Annotated in this window: 12 protein-coding genes; 8 read left to right on the top strand and 4 right to left on the bottom strand. The window is 71.5% G+C overall.

Annotated elements, in window-relative coordinates:
- Positions 1-36: 36 nt before the first annotated feature.
- Together OG303_RS13400 and treY are read right to left on the bottom strand one after the other, a co-directional pair.
- Positions 37-1,287: a M14 family zinc carboxypeptidase gene (locus OG303_RS13400; RefSeq protein WP_405877245.1), complete on the bottom strand. Its 1,251-nt coding sequence runs from the start codon at positions 1,285-1,287 to the stop codon at positions 37-39.
- Positions 1,288-1,518: 231 nt separating this feature from the next.
- A complete protein-coding gene (gene treY, locus OG303_RS13395) occupies positions 1,519-3,912 on the bottom strand; it encodes a malto-oligosyltrehalose synthase (protein WP_405868166.1) in 2,394 nt (797 codons plus the stop codon).
- An 81-nt stretch (positions 3,913-3,993) separates the two neighbouring features.
- Here treY and OG303_RS13390 point away from each other — a divergent pair, with 81 nt between their 5' ends.
- Positions 3,994-5,298: an MFS transporter gene (locus OG303_RS13390; RefSeq protein WP_405868164.1), complete on the top strand. Its 1,305-nt coding sequence runs from the start codon at positions 3,994-3,996 to the stop codon at positions 5,296-5,298.
- Here the strand turns inward: OG303_RS13390 and glgX are convergent.
- Positions 5,295-7,424, bottom strand: coding sequence for a glycogen debranching protein GlgX (glgX, locus tag OG303_RS13385; RefSeq protein ID WP_405868162.1), 2,130 nt, complete (start codon positions 7,422-7,424; stop codon positions 5,295-5,297). The genes OG303_RS13390 and glgX overlap by 4 nt on opposite strands.
- A 180-nt stretch (positions 7,425-7,604) precedes the next feature.
- Between glgX and OG303_RS13380 the strand changes: the two genes are divergently transcribed.
- From OG303_RS13380 to OG303_RS13365, 4 genes are all read left to right on the top strand, one after another.
- A complete protein-coding gene (locus tag OG303_RS13380; protein ID WP_405868160.1) occupies positions 7,605-8,414 on the top strand; it encodes a Tat pathway signal sequence domain protein in 810 nt (269 codons plus the stop codon).
- Positions 8,415-8,468: 54 nt separating this feature from the next.
- Positions 8,469-9,788: a copper amine oxidase gene (locus OG303_RS13375; RefSeq protein ID WP_405868158.1), complete on the top strand. Its 1,320-nt coding sequence runs from the start codon at positions 8,469-8,471 to the stop codon at positions 9,786-9,788.
- 103 nt (positions 9,789-9,891) lie between these two features.
- Complete coding sequence (locus OG303_RS13370; protein ID WP_405868156.1) at positions 9,892-11,130, top strand: SAV2148 family HEPN domain-containing protein; 1,239 nt, start codon at positions 9,892-9,894, stop codon at positions 11,128-11,130.
- 102 nt (positions 11,131-11,232) lie between these two features.
- Positions 11,233-11,958: a 3'-5' exonuclease gene (locus OG303_RS13365; protein ID WP_405868154.1), complete on the top strand. Its 726-nt coding sequence runs from the start codon at positions 11,233-11,235 to the stop codon at positions 11,956-11,958.
- 22 nt (positions 11,959-11,980) lie between these two features.
- On the opposite strand, the gene OG303_RS13360 is transcribed toward OG303_RS13365, so the two are convergent.
- Entirely contained in the window at positions 11,981-12,853 is an 873-nt protein-coding gene (locus OG303_RS13360; RefSeq protein WP_405868152.1) for a phosphotransferase enzyme family protein, read from the bottom strand.
- A gap of 280 nt (positions 12,854-13,133) precedes the next feature.
- Between OG303_RS13360 and OG303_RS13355 the strand changes: the two genes are divergently transcribed.
- The 3 genes from OG303_RS13355 to OG303_RS13345 are packed head-to-tail and all read left to right on the top strand — an operon-like array spanning position 13,134 to position 16,185.
- A complete protein-coding gene (locus OG303_RS13355) occupies positions 13,134-14,069 on the top strand; it encodes a carbohydrate ABC transporter permease (protein ID WP_405868150.1) in 936 nt (311 codons plus the stop codon).
- Complete coding sequence (locus OG303_RS13350; RefSeq protein WP_405868148.1) at positions 14,066-14,899, top strand: carbohydrate ABC transporter permease; 834 nt, start codon at positions 14,066-14,068, stop codon at positions 14,897-14,899. The genes OG303_RS13355 and OG303_RS13350 overlap by 4 nt, the downstream gene beginning before the upstream one ends.
- Positions 14,899-16,185: an ABC transporter substrate-binding protein gene (locus OG303_RS13345; protein WP_405868146.1), complete on the top strand. Its 1,287-nt coding sequence runs from the start codon at positions 14,899-14,901 to the stop codon at positions 16,183-16,185. The genes OG303_RS13350 and OG303_RS13345 overlap by 1 nt, the downstream gene beginning before the upstream one ends.
- Positions 16,186-16,332 lie beyond the last annotated feature (147 nt).

The raw sequence follows: 16,332 nt of genomic DNA, 5'->3' as shown, positions 1-16,332 counted from the left end.
GCGGCCGCCTCTCGCGCACGTGGCCGCTCGGCCCCCTCACGCCGCCTGGTCGCGCGCGTACAGCGCGGCCGTGACGACCGTCCGGGACTGGTGCTCGACCTGGTGCTCCAACGGCACCCAGCGGGCGCGGAAGCGCATCGCGAAGGCGTCGCTCCAGGTCGCCACGAGCCGTTCCAGACGCGGTGCCGCACGGTCGCCGGTCTCCTGCAGGACCCGCAGCAGCATGGCCGCCGCCCGCAGCGGCAGGCGGCGGCCGAACGCGTCCACACTGCCGACGTACGCCATCGTGTTGTCGGCGGGAGGTGTGTGGATCCAGTCCGTGGCCAGGCCCGGAACCAGCTCCAGCGCCCACCGGGCCGCCCGCAGCAGCGGCCCGTCGATCCCCTCCAGCCGCGGCAGCGCCTCGGCGAGCACCCGCTCCACCTCCAGCGCGTCCCGCAGCAGCCGGCGCGCCAGCCGTCGTATCGCCGCGGCCGGCGCGGGATGCGGAGCCGGGTCGTCCACCAGATCGCTCGCCCACATCGGCACCTCGACCACCGCCGTCAGACCGCCGTACCGGTGGGTGTCGTACCAGGTGCTGTGGCGTGCGTCGTCCGGCATGCTCGGGTACGCGGCGCCCGCACCGGGGGAGGGCATCACATGCACCCCGGGCCCGGACGCGGCCCAGCCCGCGGCGTCCGAGGCGCCCGTCTCCACCGGGATGTGCAGCTGCGCCGCGGACTTGGCGAACGGCTCGGCGAGACCCGGTATGTCCTTGGTCAACTGGACCCAGCTGCCGCCCAGATCGGTGCCGTGCAGGGTCGCCTGGAGGTAGGGGCGCAGCTCGTCGATGACCCGGGTCAGCGCGCGCGTCTCGGGCGGCAGCAGGTGCGGCGGTAGCACGGACGGCGACCACTCGGGCTGTTCCTCGGCCGCCGGCCGGAAGAACCCGAGGTGGTAGTCGAAGAGGCTGCGCGGTGCCGGGGTGACGTGCAGGCTCGCCCCGTCGGGGTCCGCGCACAACAGGAAGTGCCAGGACGTGTCCGCACGCAACCCCCGCTCGCACAGCACCCGTTCGGCGAGCGCGAGAAGCGTGGAACCGCCGGTCGGCTCATTGGCGTGGGCGCCCGCGACTACGAGCACGGCACGCGGCGCACGGCCCACGGACAGCAGGTGCAGAGGCCTGCCCGCCCGGGAGACGCCCACTTGCCGCAGCACGCACAGGCCGGGCCTGAGAGCAGCCAACGCCCGTGCGGACGCCACAAGTTGGGTCACGGTGGGGTAGCGCAGCTGCGGCAGGAGACTCACCCCCGTCACGTCGCCCGGCTTCGCAATCCGCAGTACCCCACGCCCTCTGTGAACTGTCAAGGACATCGTGGGGGAGGCTCCTGGGGGCGCCCAGATGCATTTACCGCCAGCCGTAGGGGGCGGTTGCGCCGGGGTGCGGGCGGATGTGCCGGGCCACGTCCGAGGGCATGCCCTATCCCGTCGCAGCCAGAGGCATGGGGTCACCCGGGGCGCGGCCGCACGGTCGACCGGTCAGCGGCCCTCCTCGGACCCTTCCGCTGCGGCTTCGCCGACGCGCTCCAGCAGCGCCACCGGCAGCAGCTCGAAAAGCTCCTCCACGCGCGCGTGCCCCGTGAACTCCCGCTCCGGGGACAGCACATCGGACCAGCGCCCGGGCGGCAGCGGAAGCCGTGTGTCCCGCCAGCCGCCCGCCTCCTTCAGCCGCAGCGACAGCCGCGTCACAGCCGTGACGACCTCTCCTGAGCGCACGAACGCCGCGCAGTGGGCCGCCGCCGGGCCCTCGGCGGCCAACGGCGCGTAAGTAGCCGCGTCCCCGAAGGCGCCGGGCCGCCGCGCACGCAGCCGGACCGCCGCCGTGGTCACCGTGCCCTTCTCGCCGGGGTCCTGCGAGGGCGGGAAGCGAACCGGTCGCCGGTTGTCCGGGTCCACCAGTGCCAGGTACTCGCCCTCGGTGCCCTGATAGATGTCCGGCACGCCCGGCATCGTCAGATGGACCAGGGCGGTGCCCAGCACGTTCGCCCGGATGTGGGGCTCCAGCGCCCGCCGGAGGGCGACCACGTGCTCGCCCGGCACCCCACACGGACCCGCCGCGACGAACGCCGCCACCGCCTCCTCGTAGGCGGGCTCCTGCTCCGTCCAGCTCGTGAAAAGGCCCGCCTCACGCACATGCTTCAACAGGGCCTGCTGAACGCGCTCTTCGGCCGCCTCGCCGAGCCCGAACACCGTCTGCCACGCCGCCCACGCCAGCTGCGCGTCCGGCACGCCCTCACCCGCGCGCGTCACCTCCGCCAGTACGTCCGCCCAGCGCTGCGGGCATTCGGTGAGCACGGCCAGCGCCGCCCGTACGTCGGCACTGCGCTTGGTGTCGTGCGTCGACGCCACCGTCCCCGTCGCCGGCCAGTCGCGCTGCACGCGCGCGCAGTAGGCGTGGAAGTCCTCGGGGGACACCGCCGGGCTCCCCGGGTTGCCACCCACCTCGGTCGCCGACAGCAGCGGGACATAGCGGTAGAACGCCGTGTCCTCCACGGACTTGGCACGCAGCGCCGACGCGGTCTGCGCGAACCGCGCCCGGAACTCTGTGTGGTCGGGGTGGTCGGGCCCGTCACCGCCCCGCCCCAGCACAAGGTCGCGCACCACGTCGACCGCGCCGGACTCCTCCGGGACGACGAAGGCGAGCCGCGCCTCGGCCGCGGCCTCCTCGGTGACCACGGCTGCCGCGTCCCCGGAGGTGTACGGCCGGTACACCTCCAGGCGGACCAGCAGCTCCTGCAGCGCCGTGCGCAGCGCCCAGGGAGCGCGGTCGCGCAGCCCGGGGTCCGGTGCGGCGGTGCAGAGTGCGCTCGCCACCCGGGTCAGCCGGTCGACCTCGGCGGCCAGCTCGTGCGTGAGCACCTTGTACGCCGCCCGCCGCACCGTCGCCGCCCAGTCCCCGCCCCGGTCCGTCTGCGGGGCCGCGAACCGCCGGTACTGACCGAGGAGTTCCCCGAACCCGGCCGGGTCGGTGAAGAGGCCGTCGATGTGACGCAGGGCGTCGTAGCCGGTGGTGCCCGCGACGGGCCAGGCGGCCGGCAGGGGTTCCCCGTCCGAGAGGATCTTCTCCACGACCGTCCAGCGGCCGCCGGTCGCCTCGTGCAGCCGCAGCAGATACGCGTCGGGGTCGGCGAGCCCGTCGGGATGGTCGACGCGCAGACCGTCGACCACGCCCTCGTGCAGCAGCCGCAGGATCTTCGCGTGCGTGGCCTCGAACACCTCCGGGTCCTCGACCCGCACCCCGATGAGCTCCGAAATGCTGAAGAAACGCCGATAGTTGAGCTCCGTTCGGGCCAGCCGCCACCACACCGGGCGGTACCACTGCGCGTCCAGGAGCTGCGGCAGCGGCAGCTTCTCGGTGCCCTCGCGCAGCGGGAACTCGTGGTCGTGGTAGCGCAGGACGTCACCGTCGATCCGCAGGTCGCCGATCACCGAGCCGAGCGGCTGCCCGAGCACCGGCAGCAGCACCTGCCCGCCCTGCGCCTGCCAGTCGATGTCGAACCAGCGCGCGTACGGCGACTTGGGGCCCTCCCGCAGCACCTCCCACAGGGCGCGGTTGTGGCGCGGTGCCATGGCCATGTGGTTCGGCACGATGTCCACCACCAGGCCCAGACCGTGCTCCCGCGCGGTGCGCGCCAGCGCGCGCAGGCCCTCCTCGCCGCCCAGTTCCGCACGCACGCGCGCGTGGTCCACGACGTCGTACCCGTGCGCCGAGCCCGGCACGGCCTCCAGGACCGGGGACAGGTGCAGGTGCGAGACGCCGAGCGAGGCCAGGTACGGCACGGCGGCCGCGGCGGCGGCGAACGGGAACTCGGGCTGCAGCTGCAGCCGATAGGTGGCCGTGGGCACCACGGGGTCGAGTCGCTCAGGTGTCATGCAAACCTACGTACCCGCCCTGCCGCCCTTCGTGTCATCGTCCCCTCCACGGGTGCACGCGCGCGTGGCTAGCGTTGAGCGATGGGGACCATGGGGAGAACGTACAAAGACGTCATCGGTCTGACCGGGCCGCTGCTGCCGGCGGTGTCCTTCCTTGGGCGGCTGCCGACCGCCACGATCCAGTTCGGCAGCGTGCTGCTCGTCGCCCGCACGAGCGGCTCACTGGCCGCCGCAGGGCTGACCGGCGGGGCGCTCGCGATCGGACAGGTGAGCTGCGGCCCGCTGGTGGGCAGGCTCGCCGACCGGCACGGCCAGCGGACGGTCGTGCTCGTCTTCTCCCTCGCCAACGCCGTCGCGATCGCCGCGCTCGTCGCCGGGGCGCTCGCCGGGCTGCCGACCCCGCTGGTGGCTCTCCTCGGAGCGGCGGCGGGCGCGACCGTACCGCTGATCGGCCCTCTGGCCCGCGCCCGCCTGGTCGCCCTGGCCCGCCGCTCCGGCGCCCCCGACGACGTGGTCGGCACCGCCCTCTCCTTCGAGAGCACCCTCGACGAGATCTCCTTCGTCCTCGGCCCGGCCCTGGTCGGCCTGGCCGCCGTCCTGTCCCACCCGGCCAACGCCCTGGGCGCGGCCGCGCTCCTGGTGGCCCTGTGCGGCAGCGGCTTCGCACTGCACCCGACGGCCGGGGCGACACGACCCGATGCCGTCGCGACGCCACCGACCGCCCCACCCGCCCCACACCCCCGCCGGTACATGCCCCGCTCAGTCCACCCCCTCCGTGGTGCCCTCGCCCTCCAGGGGGCGATGTTCGGTGCCTGTCAGGCCGGGATCACGGCGCTCACCGAGCGGCTCGGGCAGGCGGATCAGGCCGGGCTCGTGTACGCCGCCATGGGGGTGATGAGTGCCGTCGCGGGGCTCTCCATGGCCGCCGTGCCCGCACGCATCGCCCTCACGGTCCGCTGGCGGGCGGCGACCGTGGCCGCGTTCGTGCTCTCCCTGCCCCTCTTGTGGACACACAGCCTGGGCGGCCTCTACGCGGTGGTCACCGTCCTCGGTGTCGCCTACGCCCCGCACCTGATCACGGTGTTCGGGCTCACCGAGCGCGCGGTGCCGCCCGCGCGGCTCGCCGAGGCGATGGCGTTCGCGACGAGTGCGATCGTCGGCGGGCAGGCCCTCGCGGTCGCCGTCACCGGCCGCCTGGCCGAGACCTACGGGCCCACTGCCGCCTTCGTGGCGGCGAGCGTGGTCGCCGCACTCGCCTGCGTGATCGCGCTGACGGCGCGCCCGGCCTCGTACTCCGGGCCCACCACCGACGCGCCCCTCCACGCGCGCGTACCCGGCCGGCAGCCGATCACACCGGACCGGGCAGAGGCGCGGACCGAACCCTAGACGGGCCGCTGCAACACCGTCAGGCTCCGGTCCACCAGAGTCAGCCGGTCCCCGGCCTGCACCTTCGGGCCCGTGTCCGGCGTCGCCCCGTCCGAGCGGGCGGTGTCGACCACGACCTGCCACTGGCGGCCGTGGTTGACGGGCACCACGAAGTCCAGCGTCCTGGGCGAAGCGTTGAACATCAGCAGGAACGAGTCGTCGGTGATCCGCTCCCCGCGCGGGCCCGGCTCGGAGATCGCGTTGCCGTTGAGGAACACCGACAGCGCGGAGGCCGGTGCCGTGTCCCAGTCCCGCTGGGTCATCTCCTTGCCCTCCGGTGTGAACCAGGCGATGTCCGAGAGCTCGTCATGGGTGCCCTCCACGGGCCGCCCGTGGAAGAAGCGGCGCCTGCGGAAGACCGGATGGTCCTTGCGCAGCCACACCATCGCGCGCGTGAAGTCCAGCAACTCGCTGTCGGCCGCGTCCTCCTCCGCGTCGGGGTCCAGCCACTTCACCCAGGCCAGCTCGTTGTCCTGGCAGTACGCGTTGTTGTTGCCGCGCTGGCTGCGCGCGAACTCGTCGCCGTGGCTGATCATCGGCACGCCCTGGGACAGCATCAGCGTGGCGACGAAGTTCCGCATCTGGCGCGCCCGCAGCCGCAGCACGTCGGCGTCCTCGGTCTCGCCCTCCGCACCGCAGTTCCAGGAGCGGTTGTGGCTCTCGCCGTCGCGGTTGTCCTCGCCGTTGGCCGTGTTGCGCTTCTGGTTGTACGAGACGAGGTCGTGCAGGGTGAAACCGTCGTGGCAGGTCACGAAGTTGATCGAGGCGAGCGGGCGGCGGCCGTCGTCCTGGTAGAGGTCCGACGACCCGGTCAGCCGGGACGCGAACTCCGCGAGCGCGCGCTGCTCACCCCGCCACATGTCCCGCACCGTGTCGCGGTACTTGCCGTTCCACTCGGTCCACAGCGGCGGGAAGTTGCCCACCTGGTAGCCGCCCTCGCCGACGTCCCAGGGCTCGGCGATCAGCTTCACCTGGGAGACCACCGGGTCCTGCTGCACCAGGTCGAAGAACGACGACAGCCGGTCCACCTCGTGGAACTGCCGCGCCAGCGTGGCCGCGAGGTCGAAGCGGAAGCCGTCGACGTGCATCTCGGTGACCCAGTAGCGCAGCGAGTCCATGATCAGCTGCAGGACGTGTGGGGACCGCATGAGCAGGGAGTTCCCGGTGCCCGTGGTGTCCATGTAGTAGCGGGGGTCGTCGGTCAGGCGGTAGTAGGAGGGGTTGTCGATGCCCCGGAAGGACAGCGTCGGGCCCAGGTGGTTGCCCTCGGCAGTGTGGTTGTAGACCACGTCCAGGATGACCTCGATGCCGGCCTCGTGCAGCGCCTTGATCGCCGACTTGAACTCCAGGACCTGCTGGCCGCGGTCGCCCCAGGAGGCGTACGCGTTGTGCGGGGCGAAGAAGCCGATCGTGTTGTAGCCCCAGTAGTTGTTCAGGCCCATGTCGACCAGCCGGTGGTCGTTCACGAACTGGTGGACCGGCATCAGCTCCAGCGTCGTCACGCCCAGCTCCACCAGATGCTCGATGATCACCGGGTGGGCGAGCGCCGCGTAGGTGCCGCGCAGTTCCTCGGGCAGCCCCGGGTGCTGCATCGTGAGGCCCTTCACATGGGCCTCGTAGATCACCGTCTCGTGGTATCCGCGCCGTGGCCGCCGGTCGTCGCCCCAGTCGAAGTAGGGGTTGACCACGACGGATGTCATGGTGTGCGGCGCCGAGTCCAGGTCGTTGCGCCTGTCGGGTGCGTCGAAGTGGTAGCCGTAGACCTCCTCGCCCCAGGTGATGGAACCGCTGATCGCGCGCGCGTACGGGTCGAGCAGCAGCTTCGCCGAGTTGCAGCGCAGGCCGCGCTCGGGGGCGTACGGCCCGTGCATGCGGAAGCCGTAGCGCTGTCCCGGCATGATGCCGGGCAGGTACGCGTGCCGCACGAACGCGTCGCTCTCGCGCAGTTCCACCGCCGTCTCCGAGCCGTCGTCGTGCAGCAGACACAGCTCTACTCGGTCCGCGGTCTCCGAGAAGACCGCGAAGTTGGTGCCGGCGCCGTCGTACGTGGCACCGAGCGGATACGCCTCGCCAGGCCAGACCTGCATGGATACGACTCTTTCAGGTGGGGCGCGCCGCCGGGGGCGCCTTCGCGTCGAGTGTCCCCGAAAGTGATGGAACCACCTATGACTTACGTCCCTCTTACCGAGCGACCAGTGCATACATCGTTATGCCAACCAGTGGGGCAAAAACGTACTCCCGGGGATGAAGGGGGAGTAGGGGGAAATGTGCGCGAGATAGTGCACCGCCATCTGGGCAAGGTGGTGGCCGGAGCGGGCATCGCGGTGGCGGGAACCGCCGTGATGATCGCCATCACCCTGCCGGGGACGGCGGGGGCCGACGAGTCGGGCGGCAGCGGCAGCCAGGCGGCGCAGCAGGCGGGCCAGGGGGCGGACGCAGCGGTCCGGCCCGGCGTCGTCCAGCAGGCGCCGGCCGACGGCGACAAGGGCAAGGGCAGCGACCCGCTCACCGACGACGAGACCAAGCGGGCCGAGCAGATCGCGGCGAACCGACAGTTGCTCAACTCCGCTGAGAACGTGGAGGGCGAGCGCGGGCCACAGCGCCTCACCGTCGACCTCGCCGACCCGGACAACGACGAGACGGACGACCCGAGCGCGCCGCGCCGCGCCGACGTGACGTTCTACGACTACAAGAACGACGCCCTCGTCACCAAGACGGTCAACCTGGACACCGGAAAGGTCGAGGAGACCGGCACGCAGCACGGCGTACAGCCGCCGCTGAGCCGCGCCGAGAACGCGGAGGCCGCCAAGCTCCTGATCGCCGACCCGCTCGGTGCGGGCCTGAAGGCGGACTACAAGGACGCCACCGGCAAGGAACTCACGTCCCCGGACCAGCTGTTGCTCAACGGCGCCGTGTACCGGGCCACGCCGGGCGCCCAGCCCGCCGCCTTGGACAAATGCGGCGAGCACCGGTGCGTGCGGCTGTTCCCGAAGGTCGTCAACGGACCGTGGATCGACGCCAGGTCGCTGATCGTCGACCTCAGCGCCGGCAAGGTCGCCAAGCTCGACCGCGGCTGAGCCGCCTCCGTTCGCTTTTCCAACTTGCTCCTCCTGTAAGGGAGTCACTTCTTCATGCGCGTCAACAGAATCAGTCGTGCCCGCACGCGCGCGGCCGTGGGTCTGTCGGTGGCCGCGCTGGCCGCCGGCGCGACCACCGGTGCCGGACCGGCCACCGCCCAGCCGAAGGCCGCCGCCGCGCCGGCCGCCGACTGCAGCGCCGCCTACAAGATCGAGCAGAAGCTCTCCACCGGTACGACCTGGCGGATGTGCTGGCGCTACGACAGCAAGGCCGGGCTCGTCCTCGACAACGTTTCCTACCAGCCCAAGGGCGAGACCAAGCCGATCAAGGTCCTCAACAGCGCCCGGCTCGCCCAGATCGACGTCCCCTATGACGACGGCAGTGTCGAGTACGACGACCTCACCGGCTTCGGCTTCGCCCAGGGGCTGATGAACCTGGCGCCGGGCGAGTGTCCCGGCGGCACCATCAAGGCCGTCAAGGTGCCGGACGCCATCGACCCGGCCCACCCGAACGTCAACGGCCTGTGCACCACCACCCGTTCCCGCGGCCACGCCTACCGCATGCAGGGCGACACCGCGAACAAGGTCTACCAGGCCCAGGGCAAGGACCTCCTCGTCTACACGGTCAACCAGGTCGGCTGGTACGAGTACATGACCGAGTGGCGCTTCCAGGACGACGGCACGGTCAACATGAACGTCGGCGCGACCGGCAGCCTCTCCTTCGACGACTACGACGCCGGCGACGGCCGCGGCTGGCCCATCGGCAAGGGTGCCAAGGCCTACGCCACCAGCCACAGCCACAACGTCTTCTGGCGGCTGGACTTCGGCCTCGACGGCTCCTCCAAGACGAAGGTCGAGCAGTACGACTCGGCCGTCAGCGCGCCCGCGCACGGCCAGGAGGCCCCGACCAACAAGACCACCCGCACCAAGGTCACCAAGGAACTCGCGGGCGACGCCAAGACCTACCGCTGGTGGCGGCTGGTCAGTGCGACGGGCAAGAACAAGGACGGGCACGCGCGCTCGTACGAGATCGTCCCCGGCGCGACCACCAGGTACCCGGGCCGCAGCTTCACCAAGCACGACGTGTACTTCACCGAGTACAACAAGTGCGAGCAGTTCGCGAGCAACAACACCGGCAACTGCCCTGCCGCAGCGGGCAAGTCCGTCGACAAGTGGGTGAACGGCCAGACCCTCACGCATCCGATCGTCTGGATGAACGTGGGCTTCCACCACATAGCCCGGGACGAGGACCAGCAGCCCATGCCGGTCCACTGGCAGGGCTTCTCCATCGCCCCGAGGGACGTCACCGCTATGAATCCGCTCACTCCCGACGCCCTCGCGTCGCAGAACGGCCACTGGCAGCCGAGTAGTTGAGAAACGACCCTGTCCATCCGGCTGCACCGCCGACCACTCCCGGAGTACCCTTCCTTGATCGTTGAGACGGGGAGTGCTCGGGGGAGCGGAAGGCGGTGCTTGGGTGGGCTCGGGAGGGCTGGAGTTGCCCCCTGGTGACGAGGGTCACGAGGGGAACTCCGCAGACGTCCCGCCCGGCACGGTGTCCCTGGCCAGGCCCATGGCGACGAGTTCCATAGGGCCGGAGCTGGACTGGGACGCCGACGCCTGGCGCGAGGTGCGTACGCGCACCCAGCGAGCGGGCCGGGCCTACATCTGGCTGAACCTGGTCGAACAGCGGCTGCGCGCGGTCGTGGCGGCCGTTCTGCGGCCCATCTACGAACCCGTCCACGGCGACGACTGGGTGGTCGCCGCCGCCGGACCGGCCGGCCAGGAATGGGTGCAGCGCGCGGTCGCCGTGCGCGAAGTCAGCCGCCGCAAGGGCTACTTGCTCGACCCGGCCGACGACAACGTCCTCAGCTTCCTCACCCTGCCCCAGCTGCGTGAGCTGATGGTGCAGCACTGGCCGTGCTTCGAGCCGTACGTCGACGACCGCCGCGACGTCGAACTCGCCCTGGACGAGCTCGAGGTCACCCGCAACGTCGTCTCCCGCAACCGGGCCCTGTCCGAGGCGGTCCTCAACCAGGCCGAGCGGGCCTCGGCCAAGCTCCTGGACGTACTCGGCGCGGGCGGCGACGTGCCCTCCGCCCGTCGGCTGCCCGTGGACGCGGTGGAGGACCTGGTCGGCGACCGGTACGCGGACGTGGTCGCCGTGCACCCCGACCGGGTGCGGCTGCTGCGCCAGTTCCCCGCCGAGGACATCTTCGGCGGTGCCCGCCGCCTCGACGCCGTCGGCATCGGCCTCAACCTGCTCGTGCAGAACTTCTCCGGACGCAGGCTCGTCCGCCTCGCCGAGGCCGGCTGCCGCGTCCGGCTGCTGTTCCTCAACCCGGCCTCCAGCGCGGTCAAGCGGCGCGAGCGCGAACTGAGCATGAAACGCGGGGAGTTGAGCCGCGCCGTCGAGATGAACATCCTGCACATGCGCCGCGTGCGATCCAGACTGCGCGACCCGGACGCCTTCGAGATCCAGGTCTACGACGAGACGCCGCGCTGCACGGCCTACCTGGTCGACGGGGACGGCGCGGACGGCATCGCCGTCGTGCAGTCCTATCTGCGGCGGTCCCGGGGCATGGAGGCGCCGGTGCTCGTCCTGCGCAACGGGAACAAGGTGGTCAAGCCGGGCGACGTCGACGACAGCGGGCTCTTCCCGACCTACCGCGAGGAGTTCGAAACGGCTTGGGTGGATTCGCGGCCCGTGTCCTGAACCGTCCCCGGCCGTAAGCGGAATGCGGTCCTCGGATTGTCAGTGGCACATGGGAAGGTGGAGACCACTGGGGGAAAGCACCACCAAGAAGGGGGGCAGCCCATGGGCTGGCACCGGGAGCTGCTGATCGGCTTCGACCTGGAGACGACCGGGACCGATCCGCGCGAGGCGCGCATCGTCACTGGGGCCGTGATCGAGGTCAGGGGCGGGCAGCCCATAGGGCGCCGGGAGTGGCTCGCGGATCCGGGAGTGGAGATCCCGGCGGACGCGGTGGCGGTGCACGGGATCAGCAATGAGCGCGCGATGGCGGAAGGACGTCCGGCCGACCGGGTGGCGGACGCCATCGCGGACGTCCTCGTGGGGTACTGGAAGACGGGCGTCCCGGTCGTCGCCTACAACGCGGCCTTCGACCTGAGCCTGCTCGCCGCCGAACTGCGGCGGCACGGACTGCCGTCCCTGCGCGAGCGCCTGGGCGGCATCGACCCGGCCCCGGTCATCGACCCGTACACGATCGACCGCTGGGTCGACCGCTACCGCCGCGGCAAGCGCAACCTCGAAGCGGTCTGCACGGAGTACGGCGTCCCGCTCGACGCCGCCCACGACGCGTCGGCCGACGCTCTCGCCGCCGCCGGCCTGGCCTGTGCGATAGCCGACCGCCACCCCAAGATCGCGGCGCTCGGCCCGGCGGAGCTGCATCGCCGCCAGATCGAGTGGTATGCCGAATGGGCGGCGGACTTCCAGAGTTTCCTGCGCCGCAAGGGGGACGCGAGCGCGGTGGTCGACGGGACGTGGCCGCTGCGGGAGCCGGCCGACGAGCCGGTGATCTGACGCCGGCGTCGGCAGCGGTCCGTCAGAACGGATACCAGCGCACCGTCTCGTCCCCGTCCCGCAGCGACGCCACCCGCCGCTCGAACTCGGCCAGCGCCTTGGGGTTGCTCGGCGCATGCTGGGCGACCCACGCGCAGCTCGCCGTCTCGCGGGCGCCGCGCAGCACACCGCAGCCCTCCCACTCGCGTACGTCCCAGCCGTACGTCCCGGTGAAGGAGTCGTAGGCCTCGGCCGGCATGCCGTAGCGGTCGCGGGAGAGGGCCATGACGACCAGGTCGTGCTCGCGCAGGTCGGCGGAGAAAGTCTCCAGGTCGACCAGGACCGGGCCGTCCGGGCCGACATGGACGTTGCGGGGCAGCGCGTCGCCGTGGATGGGGCCGGGCGGCAGTTGCGGGATGAGTGCGGCGGCGGCCGTCGCGAAGCCGTCGCGGCGCTCGCGCAGATAGGCCGCGTCCGCGGGGTCGACGGCGTTGCCCGCGAGCCGCAGCCAGCGTTCCACTCCGCCCAGCAGCTCGCGGGGCGGCAGTTCGAAGGCATCGACAGGGGGAGTGGGCAGTGCGTGGACGACCCGTAGCAGTTCGGCCAGATCCCGTGGCTCGGCGGGCCGTACGGGATCGGGCATCCGGTGCCACACGGTCACCGGGTGGCCCTCCACGAGAAGCGGCTTGGGCTCGGCCGCCCGCACCGCGGTCACGTCCGCCTCGGCGAGCCACAGGGCGATGTCCAGTTCTCGGCGCGCCCGGTCCAGGAGTTCGGCGTCGCGGCCCACCTTGACGACCAGGTCGCCGGCGGCGAACACCGCGTTCTCACCCAGGGCGAGAAGCCGCGCGTCCCGCGCCGGACCGGGCAGTACCCCCGCCGCGGCCAGTACGTCCCGCGCGCGTGCCTCGTCCATCGTCCGCCTCCGTGTCCTGTCCGCCCGGTCTGTTCACATGTATCCGCACCGGTGGCAGCGAGTTCCCGCCACCTTGCGGCCAGTCTCGCATTCGCACAGGTCGGGCGGTGTGCGCGGTGTCTTGACGAGGCAGAACGCCTTCACGACCATGACGGAGGCCGACCCGGCCCACCCCGACCCGGCCTGCTCTCCGTCACGACCCACTCCGTCACGACCCGCACAGTCAGGACCGCACAGTCACGACCCACACCGTCGCGAGCCGCGCGAAGGAGCCGATCACGTGACACTGGTGACCGCGACGAGGCGGTCGGCGCAGGGCACGCCACGCACCGCCGGGGAACGCCGGCTTCCCGACCGCGGGGCCTGGTTCCTGGTGCTGCCCGCGCTGATCCCGATCCTCGTGCTGAGCGTCGGACCGCTGTTCTACGGGATCCTGCTGGCCTTCACCGACGCGCAGTCGGGCCGGACCCAGTCCACCCGGTGGATCGGCGGTCTCAACTTCCAGGACCTGTTGCACGACACGCTGTTCTGGGAGTCGTTCCGGATCGGGCTGGTGTGGGCGGTCGGCGTGACCGTGCCACAGTTCCTGCTCGCGCTCGGCCTCGCCCTGCTGCTCAACCAGGACCTGCGGCTGAGATGGCTCGCCCGCGCCCTCGCGATCATCCCCTGGGCCATGCCCGAGGTCGTGGTCGGCATCATGTGGCGCCTGGTTTACAACACGGACGCCGGCGTCCTCAACGAGACCCTGCGCGACCTCGGTCTCGGCGACGGCCGGGACTGGCTCAGTGGCCTCGGGACCGCGCTGCCCGCGGTGATCGTCGTCGGCATCTGGGCGGGCATGCCGCAGACCACGGTCGCCCTGCTCGCCGGACTGCAGAACACTCCGCGCGAACTCCACGAGGCGGCGGCCGTCGACGGGGCGGGCGCCTGGCGCCGCTTCCGCACGGTCACCTGGCCCGCCCTCAGACCGGTCGCCCTCGCCATCACCGCCCTCAACCTCATCTGGAACTTCAACTCCTTCGCCCTGGTCTACGTGCTGACCAACGGCGGCCCCGGCGGCCGCACCCGCCTGCCCATGCTGTTCGCCTACGAAGAGGCCTTCCGCTACGGGCAGTTCGGCTACGCGGCGGCGATGGGATGCGTGATGGTCGCGCTGATCTCGGTGCTCCTCGCCGTCTTCCTGGCGGGCCGGCTCAGGGGAGGGGACGACACATGAGGACCAGGCCCGGCACCCGCGTCGGCCAGTACGCCGCACTGCTCGCGTATCTCGTCTTCCTCGCCTTCCCCTTCCTCTGGCTGGTCTCCACCGCGTTCAAGTCACCGCGCGAGCTGGGCAGTCTGCACCCCACCTGGATCCCCCGGCAGCCCACCCTCGACAACTTCCGACAGGCCTTCGACGAGCAGCCACTGCTGCACGCCGCGCTCAACTCCCTGCTCGCGGCGGCCGGGGCGGCGGTGATCGCCGTACTGATCGCGACGCCGCTGGCGTACGTCATGGCGCGGCACCGCTCCCCGCTGACGCGGGCCGCCACCGGATGGGTGGTCGTCAGCCAGGCGTTCCCGCTGGTCCTGGTGATCATCCCGCTGTTCCTCGTGCTGAAGAACCTGCGGCTGATCAACTCGCTGGCGGGGCTGACGCTGGTGTACGTGGTGTGGGCGCTGCCGTTCGCGCTGTGGATGCTGGCCGGTTACGTACGCGCGGTGCCGGCCGAGATCGAGGAGGCGGCGGCGGTCGACGGGGCCGGTCGGGTGCGGACACTGGTGTCGGTGGTGGCGCCGCTGCTCGCGCCGGGGATCGTGGCGACGGGACTGTTCGCCTTCGTCACCGCGTGGAACGAGTTCTTCTTCGCGCTGGTTCTGCTGAAGACCCCGGACCGACAGACCCTGCCGGTCGTGCTCAGCCATTTCATCGGCGCGGAGGGCGTCGCGGACCTCGGTCCGCTGGCGGCGGCCGCGTTCCTCGCCACCCTTCCCTCGCTGGTCGTCTTCGCGGTCGTCCAGCGGCGGATCACGGGCGGCATGCTCACCGGGGCGGTGAAGAACTGATGCGCAGCAGAATGCTCTGCCTCCTTGCCCTCGCCCTGCTGCTGGCCGGCTGCACCAGCGGCGGGAACGGCAGCGGTTCGGCAGGCGGACGGATCACCCTCCGCTTCCAGTCCCTGGCCTGGCAGGAGGAGTCCGTCGAGGCCAACAAGGAGCTGGTGAAGGAGTGGAACGCGAGCCATCCGGACGTCAAGGTCGAGTATGTGCAGGGGAGTTGGGACAGCGTCCACGACCAGCTCCTCACCTCCTTCGAGGGCGGTGAGGCACCGGACATCATCCACGACGCCTCGGACGACCTCGCGGACTTCGCGTACGGCGGCTACCTCGCCGATCTGACCGACCTGCTGCCCCGGCGGCTCAAGTCGGACATCCCGCAGCGGAGTTGGCGGACGGCGACCTTCGGTGACGGCGTCTACGGCGTGCCCTTCCTCCAGGAGCCGCGCGTGCTCATCGCCAATGCGACCTGGCTGAAGCAGTCGGGCGTACGGATCCCGACGCCCGAACGGCCGTGGAGCTGGGCGGAGTTCCGGCAGGTGACGAAGCGGCTGAGCGGCAAGGGGAAGTACGGCGTCGCCTGGCCGCTCAAGGAGCCCGTTTCCGCCACCCTCAACCTGTCCCTGTCGACGGGCGGTCAGCTCTTCCACCGGGGTGCGGACGGCAAGGTGACGATCCGTTTCGAGGCGGCCGACCAGGTGGTGCCGCGCACGATCCACGACCAGGCCGGCACCGACCGCAGCGCCTCGCCCACCACCCTGGGCAGCGGCGGCTCCGACACCCTGCCCGGCTTCTTCGGCGGCAGGTACGCGATGGTGCCGCTCGGCTTCTCCTACCGTCAGCAGATCGTGCAGCAGGCGCCGAAGGGCTTCGACTGGCAGGTGCTGCCCGCCCCGGCCGGCGCCGACGGACTCACCCAGGGCGTCAGCCCGCAGACGCTGTCCATCGCCGAGGACAGCCCGCACAAGAAGGAGGCCGCCGAGTTCGTCGACTTCCTGCTGCGGCCCAGGAACATGGTGCGGCTGGCCCTGGGGGACTGGATGCTGCCGACGGGCACCGAGGCGCTCCAGGACCCGGCCCTGAACACGACCAAGGACGACTGGGCCACGGGCACGGCCCTGGCACAACACCTCATCTCGGCACCCGCGCAGTCCGTCCGCGGCTACCCCGAGTGGAAGGACAAGGTGGCAACCCCCGCCTTCCAGGAGTACTACAGCGGGGCGATCGGGCTCGACGAACTGCGCCACCGTCTGGAGAAGGACGGAAACCTGGTACTGGCCCGCTACCAGCGCTGAGCGCCCACGTCCGCCCAGCGCCAGCGCCAGCGCCCACGCCCGCCCGCGCGTCCGCCCCGCGCCGACGCCGAGCGCCCATGCCCACGCTGAGTATCAGCGCCCGCGCCGAGCGTCCATGCCCACGTCCGCGCCGAACGCCCTTGCCCA

Origin of the sequence: Streptomyces sp. NBC_00005, assembly GCF_045160215.1 — a bacterium.
In the GTDB taxonomy this organism is placed as follows: domain Bacteria; phylum Actinomycetota; class Actinomycetes; order Streptomycetales; family Streptomycetaceae; genus Streptomyces.
This window is presented reverse-complemented; position numbering and strand designations above follow the sequence as displayed.

What these genes read in the sequence shown, in the direction of transcription:
- treY (WP_405868166.1), bottom strand. Translation starts at nt 3,912, where the DNA reads ATGACACCTGAGCGACTCGACCCCGTGGTGCCCACGGCCACCTATCGG.
- OG303_RS13390 (WP_405868164.1), top strand. Translation starts at nt 3,994, where the DNA reads ATGGGGACCATGGGGAGAACGTACAAAGACGTCATCGGTCTGACCGGG.
- glgX (WP_405868162.1), bottom strand. Translation starts at nt 7,424, where the DNA reads ATGCAGGTCTGGCCTGGCGAGGCGTATCCGCTCGGTGCCACGTACGAC.
- OG303_RS13375 (WP_405868158.1), top strand. Translation starts at nt 8,469, where the DNA reads ATGCGCGTCAACAGAATCAGTCGTGCCCGCACGCGCGCGGCCGTGGGT.
- OG303_RS13365 (WP_405868154.1), top strand. Translation starts at nt 11,233, where the DNA reads ATGGGCTGGCACCGGGAGCTGCTGATCGGCTTCGACCTGGAGACGACC.
- OG303_RS13360 (WP_405868152.1), bottom strand. Translation starts at nt 12,853, where the DNA reads ATGGACGAGGCACGCGCGCGGGACGTACTGGCCGCGGCGGGGGTACTG.
- OG303_RS13350 (WP_405868148.1), top strand. Translation starts at nt 14,066, where the DNA reads ATGAGGACCAGGCCCGGCACCCGCGTCGGCCAGTACGCCGCACTGCTC.
- OG303_RS13345 (WP_405868146.1), top strand. Translation starts at nt 14,899, where the DNA reads ATGCGCAGCAGAATGCTCTGCCTCCTTGCCCTCGCCCTGCTGCTGGCC.